The sequence below is a fragment of the Streptomyces sp. NPDC055140 genome (genome assembly GCF_053607285.1).
In genome coordinates this window covers 379,212-396,096 of sequence record NZ_JBSGTG010000002.1, presented here as the reverse complement: position 1 = coordinate 396,096, position 16,885 = coordinate 379,212, and the positions used below count along the sequence as shown (strand labels likewise).

Sequence of the window (16,885 nt, the reverse complement as noted above, 5' to 3'; positions counted from 1 at the left end):
CCACCTTCCCGCACCCGGAAAGCCGCCGCACGCACCAGCCACCCGCCCGATCAGGGGCGCGGGGAACTGCGCGCTCAGCCACAGACAACCGCACCCGAAGGGAGCCCGGCACCATGACCCAGCCCGCATCCCCCGCCCGGCCCGCCACCCCGAAGACCACGCCCGCCGGCCCCCGCCCGAGAGGGTTCCGCCCGGACGTGCGGACCCTCTCCCTGGTGGGCGTGCTCGCCGCCCTGGTCCTGGTCGGCGGCATCACCCAGCCCGACTCGTTCCTCGACACGAACAACCTGCAGCTGATCCTCACGCAGGCGTCCGTCATCGGTGTCGTCACCGTCGGTATGACCTTCGTGATCATCTCCGGCGGCATCGACCTGTCGGTCGGCGCGATCGTCGCCCTCGCGAGCGTCTGGGCGACCACCGTCGCGACGCAGGACTACGGCTTCGCCGGAATCCTGTTCACCGCCGTCGTCGTAGGCGTCGGCTGCGGGCTGGTCAACGGGCTGCTGATCGCGTACGGCGGCATGGTCCCCTTCATCGCCACCCTCGCGATGCTCGCGTCGGGCCGCGGTCTCGCCCTCCAGATCACCGACGGCAAGACGCAGACCGTGTCCGTGGACAGCGTCCTCAAGCTCGGCGAGCGCGATGCCTACATCCTCGGCATCCCGCCGCTCGTCCTCGTCTTCGCCGCCGTCACGGTCGTCGGCTGGCTGGTCCTGAACCGTACGACGTTCGGCCGCCGCTCCGTCGCCGTCGGCGGCAACGCCGAGGCCGCGCGGCTCGCCGGCATCGACGTACGCCGCCAGCGCCTCTACCTCTACCTCCTGTCGGGCCTGTGCTGCGGCATCGCGGCCTTCCTCCTGATCGTCCTGGCCGGTTCGGGCCAGAACACCAACGGCAACCTCTACGAACTCGACGCCATCGCCGCCGCGATCATCGGCGGCACCCTGCTGACCGGCGGCCGGGGCACCATCACCGGCTCCGTGCTCGGCGTACTGATCTTCACCACGATCACCAACATCTTCGCGCTCAACAATCTGCAGAGCGACGTCCAGGAGATCGCCAAGGGGGCGATCATCGTCGCCGCGGTCCTGGTCCAGCGACGCACCTCCACCACCACTTCTTGACCCGGGAAGGGCCTACCGACATGCCAGAGACCACGAGCCGCAGAGGACTGCTCTTCGGAGCGGCAGCCGCCGTCACCACGGGCGGACTGCTCACCGCCTGCACGAGCAACGAGCCCAAGGACGCGAAGCCCGCGGCGAACGACAAGCCCGCCGCGGACGACAAGCCGGGCAAGCACGTCACCATCGGGTTCGCGGGACCGCAGGCCGACCACGGCTGGCTGAACGCGATCAACGACAACGCCACGGAGCGCGCCAAGAAGTACTCCGACGTCACCCTGGAGGCGACGGAGGGCTCGAACGACACCGCCGCGCAGATCGGGCAGGTCGAGACCCTCATCAACAAGAAGGTCGACGTCCTGGTGATCCTGCCGGCCGACGGCAAGGCCCTCACCCAGGTCGGCCTGAAGGCGATGCGCGCCGGGATCCCCGTCGTCAACCTCGACCGGATCTTCAACACCCCGCAGGCGTACCGCTGCTGGATCGGCGGCGACAACTACGGCATGGGCCTGAGCGCCGGCAACTACATCGGCGAGCAGCTCAAGGACAAGAAGAACGCCAAGGTGGTCGAGCTCGCGGGCCTCGACAACCTGGAGCTCACCAAGCAGCGCACCCAGGGCTTCGACGACGCCCTGAAGAACTTCCCGAACATCAAGAAGGTCGCCCGCCAGGCCGCCGAGTTCACCGTCGAGTCCGGCCAGGCGAAGATGGCGCAGCTCCTCCAGGCGCAGAAGAACTTCGACGCCGTGTGGAACCACGACGACGACCAGGGTGTCGGCGCCCTGCGCGCCATCAAGCAGGCCGGACGCGACGACTTCCTCATGGTCGGCGGCGCCGGAGCGCTCTCCGCCATGCAGGCCATCGAGGCCGGCAACAGCGTCCTGAAGGCGACCGTCCTCTACCCGCCGACCATGGCCGCCTCCGCGATCGACCTCGCGCGCGCCCTCGGCCAGGGCAAGGGAGTCAGCGGCATGGCCGAGTTCGAGATCCCGGCCCACGTGACGCTCTTCTCGGCGGTCGTCGACAAGGACAACGTCGCCCAGTACATGCCGACCGGCTTCAAGTGATGGATGCCCCCACAGCGCATCTCGCGGGACCGGCGTCGACGAGGAGGACTACTGCATGGGCACGACTCAGGAGCCCGGGGCCGGACCGCGCCCCCTGGGTGTCGGCATGGTCGGCTACGCCTTCATGGGCGCCGCCCACTCCCAGGGCTGGCGCACCGTGGGCCGCGTCTTCGACCTGCCGCTGCGACCGGTCCTCGCGGCCGTCTGCGGCAGGGACGGGCAGGCCGTCCGAGCCGCCGCCGACCGGCTCGGCTGGGCCGCGGCCGAGACGGACTGGCGGGCGCTGATCGCCCGGGACGACGTCGACGTCGTCGACATCTGCACCCCGGGCGACAGTCATGCCGAGATCGCCGTCGCGGCCCTTGAGGCGGGCAAGCACGTGCTGTGCGAGAAGCCGCTCGCCAACACGGTGGACGAGGCCGAGGCGATGGTCGAGGCCGCCGAACGGGCCAGTGCACGCGGTCAGCTGGCGATGACCGGCTTCAACTACCGGCGCGTCCCCGCCACCGCGCTCGCCCGCCGCATGGTTGAGGAGGGCCGCCTCGGCGCCCTGCGCCACGTCCGCGTCTCCTACCTCCAGGACTGGCTCGTCGACCCCGACTTCCCGCTCACCTGGCGGCTGAAGAAGGAGTACGCGGGCTCGGGCGCCCTCGGCGACCTGGGCGCGCACGCCGTCGACCTCGCGCAGTACCTGGCAGGGGAGCCCCTCGTCGGGGTCTCCGCGCTCACCGAGACGTTCGTACGGGAACGGCCGGTCCTGGAAGGGGCGTCGGCCGGACTCGCGGCGGGCGGCGGCGGGACCGGGCGCGGCCCCGTGACGGTGGACGACGCGGCGCTCTTCACGGCCCGCTTCGCCTCCGGGGCGCTCGGCTCCTTCGAGGCGACCCGCTTCGCGTCCGGCCGCAAGAACGCCCTGCGCATCGAACTCAACGGCGAGAAGGGCTCGTTGGCCTTCGACCTGGAGCGCCTCAACGAGCTCTCGTTCCACGACCACACCGAACCCGGGGTCAGCGCCGGCTTCCGCCGCATCCTCGTCACCGAGCCCGGCCACCCCTACCTGGAGGCCTGGTGGCCGCCGGGCCACGGCCTCGGCTACGAGCACACGTTCGTGCACCAGGCCCGCGATCTGGTCCATGCCATCGCGGCCGGCCGGCAGCCCGAACCGTCCTTCGCCGAGGGCCTGCGCGTGCAGCGCGTGCTCGCCGCCGTGGAGGAGAGCGCGCTCAAGAACTCCGTCTACACCACCATCCCGGTCTGAGGAGGCACGGCTCATGCCACGCCAGTTCACCCTGTTCACCGGACAGTGGGCCGACCTGCCGCTCGAAGAGGTGTGCAGGCTGGCCCGCGACTTCGGCTACGACGGCCTCGAACTCGCCTGCTGGGGCGACCACTTCGAGGTCGACAAGGCCCTCGCGGACCCCGGCTACCTCGACTCGCGCCGCGCCCTGCTCGACAAGTACGGCCTCAAGTGCTGGGCGATCTCCAACCACCTGGTGGGGCAGGCGGTGTGCGACGCGATCATCGACGAGCGCCACCGGGCGATCCTGCCGGCCCGCATCTGGGGCGACGGCGAGGCCGAGGGCGTACGACGGCGGGCCGCGGCCGAGATGGAGGACACCGCACGGGCCGCGGCGGCCTTCGGCGTCGACACCGTCATCGGCTTCACCGGCTCGTCCATCTGGCATCTGGTCGCCATGTTCCCGCCTGCGCCCGAGTCGATGATCGAACGCGGCTACCAGGACTTCGCCGACCGCTGGAACCCCATCCTCGACGTCTTCGACGAGAACGGCGTCCTGTTCGCGCACGAGGTCCACCCGTCGGAGATCGCGTACGACTACTGGACCACGCAGCGCGCCCTCGACGCCGTCGACCACCGGGCCGCCTTCGGCCTGAACTTCGACCCCAGCCACTTCGTGTGGCAGGACCTCGACCCGGTCGGCTTCCTGTGGGACTTCCGTGACCGGATCTACCACGTCGACTGCAAGGAGGCCCGGCGCCGCCTGGACGGCCGCAACGGCCGCCTCGGCTCGCACCTGCCCTGGGGCGACCCGCGCCGCGGCTGGGACTTCGTCTCCGCGGGCCACGGCGACGTGCCCTGGGAGGACGTCTTCCGGATGCTGCGCTCCATCGACTACGAGGGGCCCGTCTCGGTCGAGTGGGAGGACGCCGGGATGGACCGGCTCCAGGGCGCCCCGGAGGCGCTCAAGCACCTCAAGGCCTTCGACTTCGAGCCGCCCACGGCGTCCTTCGACGCGGCCTTCGGCGGCTCCGACTAGCAGTACGGCGGCCACGTTTGTCCTGCGCGGAGAGAAAGTCAACTCCTTTGCTGTGCAAGGGCTTTCCGTTCAGGACAAACGTGGCTACGGTCCAATGTTGTACAGACCATGCACAGTTCCGGGGTGACGGCGCACCCCGGCGTACCGATCGCACCCGCAGAGCGCATGCGCGACACGCCCCCGTCCGTACGCACGCCCTTTTCCGGAGGAACTCCGTGCACAGGAAACGCCCGAGATTCCGCAAGGCACTCGCACTCCTCACCGGCTCACTTCTCGCCGGAGCCTCACTCGCGATCGGCGCCCCGCACGCCGGCGCGGCGCCCGCCCCCGACGCCGCGGTCGCCGGCGCGGAGGACTTCCAGCAGGTCACCCTCGCCAAGGGCGCCGAAGAGGTCGGCGAGCCCATGTCGCTCGCCGTCCTGCCGGACCGCAAGGTCCTGCACACCTCGCGCGACGGCGTCCTGCGCCTGACCGACGAGAACGGCACCACCAAGGTCGCCGGCAAGCTCGACGTCTACTCCCACGACGAAGAGGGCCTCCAAGGCGTCGGCGTGGACCCGAAGTTCAGCGACAACCACTTCATCTACCTCTACTACGCGCCGCCGCTCGACACCCCCGCGGGCGACGCCCCGAACGACGGCACGGCCGCGGACTTCAAGCCCTTCGACGGCTACAACCAGCTCTCGCGCTTCGTGCTCAACGCGGACGGCACACTCGACAACGCCAGCGAGAAGAAGGTCCTGGAGATCCCCACCTCGCGCGGCATCTGCTGCCACGTGGGCGGCGACATCGACTTCGACAAGGACGGCAACCTCTACCTTTCGACGGGCGACGACTCCAACCCCTTCTCTTCCGACGGCTACACGCCGATCGACGAGCAGCCCACCCGCAACCCGGCCTACGACGCCCGGCGTTCGGCCGGCAACAGCAACGACCTGCGCGGCAAGGTCCTGCGCATCAAGGTCAACGACGACGCCACGTACTCCATACCCGACGGCAACCTCTTCGCCCCGGGCACGGACAAGACCCGCCCCGAGATCTACGCGATGGGCTTCCGCAACCCGTTCCGGATCAGCGTCGACAAGCCGACCGGCATCGTCTACGTCGGCGACTACGGACCCGACGCCGGCACCGCCGACCCGAAGCGCGGCCCCGCGGGCCAGGTCGAGTTCAACCGGATCACCAAGGCCGGCAACTTCGGCTGGCCGTACTGCACCGGCAACAACGACGCGTACATCGACTACGACTTCGCCACCAAGACGTCCGGCGCCGCCTTCGACTGCGCCGCGCCGAAGAACACCTCGCCCCACAACACGGGCATCGTCGACCTGCCGCCCGCCCAGCCGGCCTGGATCCCCTACGACGGCGCCTCGGTGCCCGAGTTCGGCACCGGCTCCGAGTCCCCGATGGGCGGCCCGGTCTACCGCTACGACGCGGCGAACACCTCGCCCGTGAAGTTCCCCGAGGCCTACGACGGCGACTTCTTCGCCGGTGAGTTCGGCCGGCAGTGGATCAAGCGGATCGAGCAGGACGGGGACGGCAAGGTCACCTCGATCAACCCGTTCCCGTGGACCGGCACGCAGGTGATGGACATGGCCTTCGGACCGGACGGCGCGCTGTACGTCCTGGACTACGGCCTGTCCTGGTTCGGCGGCGACGAGCACTCCGGCCTCTACCGCATCGAGAACGCCACCGACGGCCACTCGCCCGTCGTCGACGCCAAGGTCGACAAGACCTCGGGCCAGGCCCCGCTCAAGACCCGCTTCTCCTCGACCGCGACGGACGCCGACAGTGACGCCCTGACCTACTCCTGGAACTTCGGCGACGGCACCAGCGGCACGGGCGCGGCGCCCAGCCACACGTACAAGAAGAACGGCACCTACACGGCGACCGTCACCGCCAAGGACGCGACGGGCCGCACCGGCAGCGCCGACGTCCACATCGTGGTCGGCAACACCGCGCCCAAGGTGACCCTCGAACTCCCCGCGGACGGCCAGCTGTTCACCTTCGGCGACAAGGTGCCCTTCAAGGTGAAGGTCACCGACCCCGAGGACGGGACGATCGACTGCTCCAAGGTCAAGGTCACGCACATCCTCGGCCACGACAGCCACGGCCACCCGGTCACCTCGGCCAACGGCTGCTCGGGCACCATCCAGACCTCCGCGGACAGCGAGCACGACGCCAACGCCAACGTCTTCGGGGTCTTCGACGCCGAGTACACCGACCAGGGTGCCAACGGCCAGCCCGCGCTGACCACCCACGACCAGAACGTCACCCAGCCCAAGCACCGCCAGGCCGAGCACTACGGCGACTCCAAGGGCGTCACCATCGCCAGCCACACCCCGGCGAACGGCGGCAAGACCGTCGGCGACATCAACAACGGTGACTGGATCTCCTTCAAGCCGTACGTCCTGAGCAACGCCACCTCGTTCACGGCGCGCGTCGCGTCCGCCGGCAGCGGCGGCACGCTGGAGATCCGCAGCGGCTCCGCCACCGGACGCCTCCTCGGCAGCGCCAAGGTCGAACCCACCGGGTCCTGGGAGACGTACAAGGACGTCACCGGCACCATCAGCCGGGCGCCCGCCAAGACCACGACGCTCTTCCTGGTCTTCAAGGGTGCGGGCACCGACGCGCTCTTCGACGTGGACGACTTCACCTTCACCACCAGCTGAGGAAGGAGCAGGACTGTGCGCACCTCCACCCGTATCGCGCTCGCGGCCTCCGCGGCCGCCCTGCTCATCGGCTGTGTCTCCGCTCCCGCGTCCTCCTCACCGGGGGACGCGGGGGCGGGGGGCCGGGTCCTGGTCTTCTCCAAGACCGCGGGCTTCCGCCACGACTCGATCCCCGAGGGGATCGCCGCCGTGCAGGACCTGGGCGCGGCCAACGGCTTCGCCGTCGACGCCACTGAGGACGCCGGCGCCTTCACCGACGCCAATCTGCGCCGCTACGACGCCGTCGTCTTCCTCTCCACCACCGGCGACGTGCTCGGCCCCGACCAGCAGACCGCCTTCGAGCACTACATCAAGAAGGGCGGCGGATACGTCGGCGTCCACTCGGCCGCCGACACCGAGTACGACTGGCCGTTCTACGGAGGCCTCGCCGGCGCCTACTTCCAGAATCACCCGGCGATCCAGCCCGCCACGGTCAAGGTCGAGGACCGGGGCAACCCGGCCACCGCCCACCTCGCCCCGACGTGGAACCGCACCGACGAGTGGTACAACTACCGCTCCAACCCGCGCGAGCACGCCCACGTCCTCGCCTCGCTCGACGAGTCGTCGTACACCGGCGGCACCATGGCGGGCGACCACCCCATCTCCTGGTGCCAGAACTACCGGGGCGGCCGCTCCTTCTACACCGGTGCAGGCCACACCAAGGAGTCGTACGCCGACCCGGCCTTCCGGCAGCATCTGCTCGGCGGGATCCGCTGGGCGAGTGGCGCCGCGCAGGCGGACTGCCGGCCCGAGAGCGGCTACACGTCCCTGTTCGACGGGACCGCAGAGTCGCTCAAGGACTGGAAGCAGGCCGGACCCGGCTCCTTCGAGCTCTCGGACGACGGCACGCTCACCTCGTCCGGCGGCATGGGAATGCTCTGGTACGCGGGCCGCCCGCTCGGCTCGTACTCCCTGAAGCTCGACTGGAAGATGGCCGGGGACGACAACTCCGGTGTCTTCGTGGGCTTCCCGGAGTCGGACGACCCCTGGTCGGCCGTGAACAACGGCTACGAGGTCCAGATCGACGCGACCGACGCACCCGACCGCACCACCGGGTCCGTCTACAGCTTCCAGTCGGCCGACGTGAAGAAGCGCGACCGCGCGCTGAACCCGCCGGGGGAGTGGAACACGTACGAGATCCGGGTCGAGGGCGAGCACCTGCGGATCTGGCTCAACGGCGTGAAGGTCAACGACTTCACCAACACCGACCCCGCCCGGAGCCTGCGCGACGGGTACGTCGGGATCCAGAACCACGGCAACGACGACCAGGTGTCCTTCCGTGACATCCGGGTCAAGGACCTGCCCGCGAAGCCGGGCGCCGGGTCCGGCCACTAGACGACGGCGGGCGGGGGACGCCGGACCCCCGCCCGTCGTCCCGCACCACCACCGCAACTCCGGCTCCAGGTTCGCGTACGACAAGGAGGCTGCCCATGTCCGCCGAACCCACTTCCCCCACCGCCCGCTTCGGAGTCTGGCTCATCGGGGCCCGTGGCTCCGTCGCCACCACCGCGATCGCGGGCTGCGCCGCCGTCGGCGCGGGCCTGCACCCCCCGACCGGCATGGTCACCGAGACCGAACCCTTCGCCGGCGCCGGGCTCCCCGCGCTGTCGTCCCTCGTCTTCGGCGGACACGACACCGTCGACTGTCCGCTGCCCAAACGCGCCGAACACCTCGCCGCCGGAGGCGTCCTGCCGCACGGCCTGCCGACCGCGGTCGGCGCCGAACTCGCAGCCGCCGACCGGCAGATACGCTCGGGAGGCCCCCAGCCGGGGGACTCCCGCTCCGACGACGAACTCATCGCCGACTTCGCCGCCGACATCCGTGACTTCGTCGACCGCGGCGGACTCGCCGGCGCCGTCGTCGTGAACGTGGCGTCCACGGAACCCGCCCCCGACAGCAGCCGGCTGCCCGCCAGCTCCCTCTACGCGGCGGCCGCCCTGCGCGCGGGCTGCCCGTACGTCAACTTCACCCCCTCCACCGGCCTGCACCACCCCACGCTCGCCGATCTCGCCGCCACCAGCGGCCTGCCCTACGCAGGGCGCGACGGCAAGACCGGCCAGACCCTCCTGCGGTCCGTGCTCGCGCCGATGTTCCTCCAGCGCTCCCTGTCCGTGCGGGCCTGGTCCGGCACGAATCTCCTCGGCGGCGGCGACGGCGCCGCGCTCGCCGACCCCGGCGCCGCCGCGGCGAAGAACGCGGGCAAGGAACGCGTCCTCGTCGACGCGCTCGGGGCCGCGCCCGAGGGCGAGGTCCACATCGACGACGTGCCCGCGCTCGGCGACTGGAAGACGGCCTGGGACCACATCGCCTTCGACGGGTTCCTCGGCTCCCGCATGATCCTCCAGACGATCTGGCAGGGCTGCGACTCCGCGCTCGCCGCCCCCCTCGTCCTCGACCTGGCCCGCCTTCTCCTGCGCGCCCACGAGAAGGGCGTCGACGGGCCCCTGCCCGAACTCGGCTTCTACTTCAAGGACCCCGACGGCGACGCGTCCCCCGCACTCGCCGAGCAGTACGCGACACTCGTCGGTTTCGCGGGACGCCTGCGGTGACCGGCCGCGCGCAGCACCTGCGGGCCTGGGCCGAACTCCTGCGCCTGCCCGCCCTGTTCACGGTCCCCGGCGACGCGCTCGCGGGCGCGTCCGCGGTGGGCCTGCGCCCCGGCCGAGGCACCTTCCTCGCCATCGGGTCGTCCCTGTGCCTCTACGAGGCGGGCATGGCCCTCAACGACTGGGCGGACCGGGCCGAGGACGCCGTGGACCGCCCGCACCGCCCGCTGCCGTCAGGGCGAATCCGCCCCGCAGCGGCCCTCGCGGCAGCGGGCGGCCTCACCGCCGCGGGCCTGGCCCTCGCGACCCGGGCGGGCCGTCCGGCCGCCCTGGCCGCGGGCGCGCTCGCGGCGACGGTATGGGCGTACGACCTGGGCCTGAAGAAGACACCGGCGGGACCGGTGGCCATGGCGGCGGCGAGGGGGCTCGACGTGCTGCTGGGAGCGGCGGCGACCTCGGGCCGCCTGCATCGCACGGCTCTGCCCGCGGCCACGACGCTGGCCGCCCACACTCTCGCCGTCACCGCGGTGTCCCGCAACGAAACCCGGGGCGGCGACGTCAAAGCCCCCTTGGGCGCGCTCGCCGCGACCCTCGCGCTGACCCGGATCACCGGGCGCGCCCCACGACTCCCGGCAGGCCGGCGGGTAGCAGCCGCCCCCGGCCTGTCGGGGACCACCACCGCCGCCCTGGCCGCCGCCTACGCGGCCACCGCGGCCCGCCCCTACTTCCACGCCGCCCTCAACCCCTCCCCGCCCCTGACCCAGCGGGCGGTGGGCGGCGGCATCCGCGCCATGATCCCCCTCCAGGCCGCCCTCGCGGCCCGGGCGGGCGCCCCCCTGACCGCCCTGGCCACCGCGTCGCTGGCCCAACTGGCCCGCCTGGCCCCGAAGGTGAGCGTCACATGACCATCCGCTGGGGATACGGCACCAACGGCCTGACCGACCTTCGCCTGGAGGACGCCCTCGCGGTCCTGGCCGACCTGGGCTACGACGGCGTCGGCCTCACCCTCGACCACATGCACCTGGACCCCCTGGTCCCCGACCTGCCCACCCGCACCCGGCAGGTGGCCCGCGTCCTCGACCGGCACGGCCTGAGTGTCACCGTCGAGACGGGAGCCCGTTACGTCCTCGACCCGCGCCGCAAGCACGGCCCCTCGCTCCTCGACCCCGACCCGGACGCGAGGGCCGCGCGCACCAGGCTGCTCATCAGGGCCGTGCAGGTCGCCGCAGACCTCGGCGCCCACGCCGTGCACTGCTTCAGCGGCATCACCCCGGACGGCACGGACGACGGCACCGCGTGGAAGCGGCTCGCCGACGCGCTCGCCCCCGTCCTCGACACGGCCTCCGCCGCCGGCGTCCCGCTCGCCATCGAGCCCGAGCCCGGCCACCTCCTGGCCACACTCGCCGACTTCCACTACCTCCGTGAGGAGTTCGGCGGCCCCGAAGCGCTCGGCCTCACCCTGGACATCGGCCACTGCCAGTGCCTGGAGCCGCTGCCGCCCGCCGACTGTGTGCGCGAGGCCGCTCCCTGGCTGAAGCACGTACAGATCGAGGACATGCGACGGGGCGTCCACGAACACCTCCCGTTCGGCGACGGCGAGATCGACTTCCCGCCGGTGCTCGAAGCCCTCGAAGCCACCGGCTATCAGGGACTGACGGTCGTGGAACTGCCCCGCCATTCCCACGCGGGACCCCAACTCGCCGAGGAATCACTGCGGTTCCTGCGCACTGCCGCCGAAGGAGGCACCCCATGACCGACACACCTCCCGGCATCGCGGCCCTCCGCGCCCGCACCGACGCCTCCCTCGGCGAGACGGCCCGCACATGGCTCGACAAGGCCGCGTCGGAGGCCGCCGCCGATGACAAAGGCATGCAACAGACGGACGCCGCCTGGGAGTTGAAGTTCGCCGAGGCCGGGCGCCGCTGTGGATCCGAGTACGCCGACAGCGCCCGCATCGTCCTCCTGCACGCGGCCCGCGCCGACACCGCCACCCTCACCCGCCTCTACGAACAGGGCGCCGCCGCCGAACGCCGCGCCGTCCTCGCGGCTCTTCCTCACCTCGTCGCAGGACCCGAAGCGCTGCCCCTCGTCGAGGACGCGCTGCGCACGAACGACACCCGGCTCGTCGCCGCCGCCGTCGGCCCCTACGCCGCCGAGCACCTCACCGCGCACCACTGGCGCCACGCCGTCCTGAAGTGCCTCTTCACCGGCGTGCCGGTGTCCGCCGTCGCCGACCTCGCCGAACGCGCCCGCGGCGACGCCGAACTCGCCCGCATGCTCGGCGACTACGCGAACGAGCGCACCGCCGCGGGCCGTCCCGTCCCCGACGACCTGCACCGCGTACTGGCCCTGACCACGCCGCCTCCCCACAAGGCCGAGGAGTCCTGATGCGCATCTTCGACCCGCACATCCACATGACGTCGCGCACCACCGACGACTACGAGGCCATGTACGCCGCCGGCGTACGGGCGATCGTCGAGCCGTCCTTCTGGCTCGGCCAGCCCCGCACCTCGCCCGCCTCGTTCTTCGACTACTTCGACGCACTCCTCGGCTGGGAGCCCTTCCGTGCCGCGCAGTACGGGATCGCCCACCACTGCACGCTCGCCCTCAACCCCAAGGAGGCGAACGACCCACGCTGCGCACCCGTCCTCGACGCGCTGCCCCGCTACCTCGTCAAGGACAACGTCGTCGCCGTCGGCGAGATCGGCTACGACTCGATGACGCCCGCCGAGGACACCGCGCTCGCCGCCCAGCTCCAGCTCGCCGCCGACCACGAACTCCCCGCGCTCGTGCACACCCCGCACCGCGACAAGCTCGCCGGACTGCGCCGCACCCTGGACGTCGTACGCGAGTCGGCCCTGCCGCTCGACCGGGTCCTCGTCGACCACCTCAACGAGACCACGGTGAAGGAGGCCAAGGACGCGGGCTGCTGGCTCGGGTTCTCCGTCTACCCCGACACCAAGATGGACGAGGAGCGGATGGTCGCGATCCTCACCGAGTACGGACCCGAGCGGGTCCTCGTCAACTCGGCCGCCGACTGGGGCAAGAGCGATCCCCTCAAGACCCGCAAGGTCGCCGACGCGATGCTGAAGGCCGGCTTCACCGAGGACGACGTCGACCGCGTCCTGTGGCGCAACCCGGTTGCGTTCTACGGCCTCAGCGGCCGGCTCGACCTCGACGTCGCCGGGACCGACGCCACCCACGAGGGGAACTCCATCCTGCGCGGCGGGGCGTGAGCGATGCGCTTCCGCCACCCCGACGGGTCCACCGTCCACCTCGCGTACTGCACGAACGTCCATCCCGCCGAGACCCTGGACGGCGTGCTGGCCCAGCTGCGCGACCACTGCGAACCCGTCCGTAAGCGCCTCGGCCGCGACCGGCTCGGCATCGGCCTGTGGCTCGCCAAGGACGCCGCGCGCGCCCTCACCACCGACCCCGTCGCCCTGCGCGGCCTGCGCACCGAACTCGACCGGCGCGGCCTCGAGGTCGTCACCCTCAACGGCTTCCCGTACGAGGGGTTCGGCGCCGAAGAGGTCAAGTACCGCGTGTACAAGCCCGACTGGGCCGACCCGGAGCGCCTCGCGCACACCGTCGACCTGGCCCGCCTCCTCGCCGCGCTGCTCCCCTCCGACATCACCGAGGGCACCATCTCCACGCTGCCCCTCGCATGGCGTACCGCCATCGACCCGGCCCGCCGGGACATCGCGTACGCCGCGCTCACCACCCTTGCCGAGCGGCTCGACGCCCTGGAGGAGCTGACCGGCCGCTCCATCCGCGTCGGCCTCGAACCCGAGCCGGGCTGCACCGTCGAGACGACCGGCGACGCGATCGCCCCGCTCACGGCCGTGGCCCGCGACCGCATCGGCGTCTGCGTCGACACCTGCCATCTCGCCACCTCCTTCGAGGACCCGGCCGACGCGCTCGACGCGCTCGCCGCCGCAGGGATCCCCGTCGTCAAGTCCCAGCTCTCCGCGGCCCTGCACGCCGAGCACCCCGAAAGGGCCGAGGTCCGCGAGGCGCTCGCCGCGTTCGACGAACCCCGCTTCCTGCACCAGACCCGCACCCTCACCCCCGAAGGGCTGCGCGGCACCGACGACCTCGGCGAGGCGCTCGCCGGCGGCGCGCTCCCCGACACCGCGCCCTGGCGCGCCCACTTCCACGTACCGCTGCACGCGGCGCCCGCGGCCCCCCTCACCTCCACGCTCCCGGTGCTCAAGGAGACGCTCACGCGTCTGGTCGGCGGCGCGCATCCGCTCACCCGGCACCTGGAGGTCGAGACGTACACCTGGCAGGCGCTCCCGCCGGAGCTGCGCCCCCGCGCCCGCACCCAGCTCGCCGACGGCATCGCCGCCGAACTCACCCTGGCCCGCGACCTCCTGACGGACCTCGGCCTGAAGGAACTCCCATGACAACTGCCAGTACCGACACCACAGTCGACCGGCCGGACGTGAGCCCGAACCCGCTGCTCGTCCTGGACGTCGTGGGCCTCACCCCGCGCCTCCTCGACCACATGCCCCACCTCAAGTCGCTCGGCCGGACGGGTTCCCAGGCCCACCTCGGCACGGTCCTGCCCGCCGTCACCTGCGCCGCCCAGTCGACGTTCCTCACCGGCACCATGCCGTCCGAGCACGGCATCGTCGCCAACGGCTGGTACTTCCGCGAGCTGGGCGACGTACTCCTGTGGCGTCAGCACAACGGACTCGTCGCCGGCGACAAGCTCTGGGACGCGGCCCGCCGCAGCCACCCCGGGTACACGGTCGCCAACATCTGCTGGTGGTACGCCATGGGCGCCGACACCGACATCACCGTCACACCCCGTCCCGTCTACTACGCCGACGGCCGCAAGGAACCCGACTGCTACACCAGGCCGCCGGCCCTGCACGACGAACTCACCGAGAAACTCGGCACGTTCCCCCTCTTCCACTTCTGGGGCCCGGGCGCCGACCTCGTCTCCAGCCGGTGGATCGTCGACGCGACCCGCCACATCATCGCCACCCGCCATCCCGACCTGGCGCTGGCCTACGTCCCCCACCTCGACTACGACCTCCAGCGCTTCGGCCCCGACGACCCGCGCTCGCACCGGGCAGCGGCCGAACTCGACGCCACCCTCGCGCCACTCCTCGACGACGCGAAGGCCGAGGGCCGCACCGTCGTCGCCCTCTCCGAGTACGGCATCACCCGCGTCGAGCGGCCCGTCGACATCAACCGCGCCCTGCGCCGCGCCGGACTTCTCGAGGTGCACACGCAAGACGGCATGGAGTATCTCGACCCGATGACGTCGCGGGCGTTCGCGGTCGCCGACCACCAGATCGCGCACATCTACGTGCGCCGCCCGGAGGACCTCGACATGGTCCGCGAGGCGCTGAAGGACGTGCCCGGTATCGAGCAACTCCTCGACGACGAGGGAAAGAAGGCCCACCATCTCGACCACCCGCGCTCCGGTGAACTCGTCGCCATCGCCGAGCCCGACGCCTGGTTCACGTACTACTACTGGCTCGACGACGACCGCGCGCCCGACTTCGCACAGCTCGTCGAGATCCACCGCAAGCCCGGCTACGACCCCGTCGAGCTGTTCATGGACCCCCAGGACCCCTACGTCAAGGTGAAGGCCGCCGGCGCCCTGGCCCGCAAGAAGCTCGGCATGCGCTACCGCATGGCGGTCGTGCCCCTCGATCCCTCACCCATCCGCGGCAGCCACGGCCGCCTCCCCTTGAGCGACGACAGCCCCGACGGTCCGCTCATCCTGTGTTCCACCCCCCGCGCCGTCACCGGCCGTGTCGCGGCCACCGACGTGAAATCGCTGTTGCTCGACCTGGCGGGTCTCGCATGAGCCCGGTGCGCACCCGCACACGTCCCGCACCAACCCGAGAAAGAGAGTGACCGTGACCGCGTTCAACGATGAATCCGGACCCGGCGACGCCCTGCGCCGCGCCCTCGGCGTCAGCCGCCGCCGTTTTCTGAGCACCTGCACCGCAGCGGGGGCCGCCGCCGTCGCCGCACCCGTCTTCGGTGCATCGCCCGCCCTCGCCCAGAGCGCGCACAACGGCGGCGGGGGCGGCGGCCACGCCCTCGTCCCGGCGTCCAAGCGCGGCATCATCCTCTACACCGTGCGCGACGCCACGGGCAGAGACCCGCTCGCCTCCAACCTGCCGTCCGGGTTCCGGGAGGTCTTCAAGGAGCTGGCCCGTTACGGCTACAAGCAGGTCGAGTTCGCCGGCTACGGCCAGCACGCCAACGCGCCCGGCGGCGCCAACCTCGAAACCGTCGAGGGTGCCAAGCTGCTGCGCTCCTGGCTGGACGAGTACGGCCTGCGCGCCCAGGGCAACCACGGCTTCATCCCGGGGTCGTGGCCGCTCAGCCAGCCCGACCTCGACACGTTCAAGAAGCACCTGGAGATAGCCAACATCCTCGGCATGGACCACATGGGCACCGGTGGCGACCCCACCGGCAGTGCCTACCGGTCCGACTGGGACGCCGCCGCCGACAAGTGGAACGCGCTCGGCAAGATCGCCCACAGTGCGGGACTCAAGCTGTACACGCACAACCACGACGCGGCGTACGGGTTCCTGCTCGACGGCGGGCCCCTCGACGCGCAGGGCAAGCCGACCCGCAGCTCCGGCATCCGCAAGCTGGAGTACTTCCTCGAGGTGACCGACCCGAAGACGGTCTGGCTGGAGATGGACATCTTCTGGGCGCACGTGGCCCAGTACAAGTTCCACACCTACACCGCCCACGACGGCTCCCAGCGGGAGAACGTCTTCGACCCGGCGGCGCTCGTCCGCCGCAACAACAAGCGTTACCCGCTGTTCCACGCCAAGGACGGCACGGTCAACACGACGAACGGCATGGGCTACGACATGGTGCCGTTCGGCACCGGAGTCATCGACTACGAGAGGTTCTTCACCCGCGTCGGGGCGATGAACTACCACAACCCGATGGTCGAGCAGGACAACGCGCCCAGCGACACCGACCTCGGCCAGTCCCTGAAGCACGCGAAGATCGGCTACGACAACCTGGCCGGGCTGCGCAAGAAGCACTGACGCCGGCACGGCAGAAATGAGTGGGGGCCCGCCCCAATGGCGGGGCCCCCCCACAATGGGGAAACCCCCCCGGCGCCCCAGGGGGGCGGGAGGGGGGGGGGCGCCGGCGCCCCCCCCGGCGGGC

At 71.4% G+C, this 16,885-nt stretch carries 14 protein-coding genes; all 14 read left to right on the top strand.

Annotated elements, in window-relative coordinates; genetic code table 11:
* Positions 1–113: 113 nt before the first annotated feature.
* The 14 genes from ACWFR4_RS05595 to ACWFR4_RS05530 all read left to right on the top strand — a co-directional run bounded on the left by ACWFR4_RS05595 (position 114) and on the right by ACWFR4_RS05530 (position 16,761).
* Positions 114–1,124, top strand: a complete 1,011-nt coding sequence (locus ACWFR4_RS05595; RefSeq protein WP_453464352.1) for an ABC transporter permease — start codon at positions 114–116, stop codon at positions 1,122–1,124.
* 20 nt (positions 1,125–1,144) lie between these two features.
* On the top strand, positions 1,145–2,188 hold the full coding sequence (locus ACWFR4_RS05590) for a substrate-binding domain-containing protein (protein ID WP_453464355.1): 1,044 nt from the start codon (positions 1,145–1,147) through the stop codon (positions 2,186–2,188).
* Positions 2,189–2,243: 55 nt separating this feature from the next.
* Positions 2,244–3,446: a Gfo/Idh/MocA family protein gene (locus ACWFR4_RS05585; protein ID WP_453650995.1), complete on the top strand. Its 1,203-nt coding sequence runs from the start codon at positions 2,244–2,246 to the stop codon at positions 3,444–3,446.
* A gap of 13 nt (positions 3,447–3,459) precedes the next feature.
* Positions 3,460–4,464, top strand: a complete 1,005-nt coding sequence (locus tag ACWFR4_RS05580) for a sugar phosphate isomerase/epimerase family protein (RefSeq protein WP_116507835.1) — start codon at positions 3,460–3,462, stop codon at positions 4,462–4,464.
* Between the two features lie 215 nt (positions 4,465–4,679).
* Positions 4,680–7,136 carry a PQQ-dependent sugar dehydrogenase gene (locus ACWFR4_RS05575; RefSeq protein ID WP_453464361.1) on the top strand — a complete coding sequence of 819 codons (2,457 nt, stop codon included), beginning with the start codon at positions 4,680–4,682 and terminating at the stop codon, positions 7,134–7,136.
* A 15-nt stretch (positions 7,137–7,151) separates the two neighbouring features.
* Entirely contained in the window at positions 7,152–8,510 is a 1,359-nt protein-coding gene (locus ACWFR4_RS05570; protein ID WP_453464364.1) for a ThuA domain-containing protein, read from the top strand.
* A gap of 95 nt (positions 8,511–8,605) precedes the next feature.
* Positions 8,606–9,724: an inositol-3-phosphate synthase gene (locus ACWFR4_RS05565; RefSeq protein WP_453464367.1), complete on the top strand. Its 1,119-nt coding sequence runs from the start codon at positions 8,606–8,608 to the stop codon at positions 9,722–9,724.
* Positions 9,721–10,626 carry an SCO3242 family prenyltransferase gene (locus tag ACWFR4_RS05560; RefSeq protein WP_453650993.1) on the top strand — a complete coding sequence of 302 codons (906 nt, stop codon included), beginning with the start codon at positions 9,721–9,723 and terminating at the stop codon, positions 10,624–10,626. The genes ACWFR4_RS05565 and ACWFR4_RS05560 overlap by 4 nt, the downstream gene beginning before the upstream one ends.
* Entirely contained in the window at positions 10,623–11,474 is an 852-nt protein-coding gene (locus ACWFR4_RS05555; RefSeq protein ID WP_453650991.1) for a sugar phosphate isomerase/epimerase family protein, read from the top strand. Before ACWFR4_RS05560 ends, ACWFR4_RS05555 begins: the two co-directional genes overlap by 4 nt.
* Positions 11,471–12,109: an EboA domain-containing protein gene (locus ACWFR4_RS05550; protein WP_453650989.1), complete on the top strand. Its 639-nt coding sequence runs from the start codon at positions 11,471–11,473 to the stop codon at positions 12,107–12,109. Before ACWFR4_RS05555 ends, ACWFR4_RS05550 begins: the two co-directional genes overlap by 4 nt.
* A complete protein-coding gene (locus ACWFR4_RS05545; protein WP_453468712.1) occupies positions 12,109–12,957 on the top strand; it encodes a TatD family hydrolase in 849 nt (282 codons plus the stop codon). Before ACWFR4_RS05550 ends, ACWFR4_RS05545 begins: the two co-directional genes overlap by 1 nt.
* A gap of 3 nt (positions 12,958–12,960) precedes the next feature.
* Positions 12,961–14,130, top strand: coding sequence for a metabolite traffic protein EboE (gene eboE / locus ACWFR4_RS05540; RefSeq protein WP_453650987.1), 1,170 nt, complete (start codon positions 12,961–12,963; stop codon positions 14,128–14,130).
* Positions 14,127–15,551 (top strand): alkaline phosphatase family protein, encoded by a 1,425-nt coding sequence (locus ACWFR4_RS05535; RefSeq protein ID WP_453468714.1) that lies wholly within the window; start codon positions 14,127–14,129, stop codon positions 15,549–15,551. The genes eboE and ACWFR4_RS05535 overlap by 4 nt, the downstream gene beginning before the upstream one ends.
* Positions 15,552–15,603: 52 nt before the next feature.
* A complete protein-coding gene (locus ACWFR4_RS05530; RefSeq protein ID WP_453650985.1) occupies positions 15,604–16,761 on the top strand; it encodes a sugar phosphate isomerase/epimerase family protein in 1,158 nt (385 codons plus the stop codon).
* Positions 16,762–16,885: the final 124 nt, after the last annotated feature.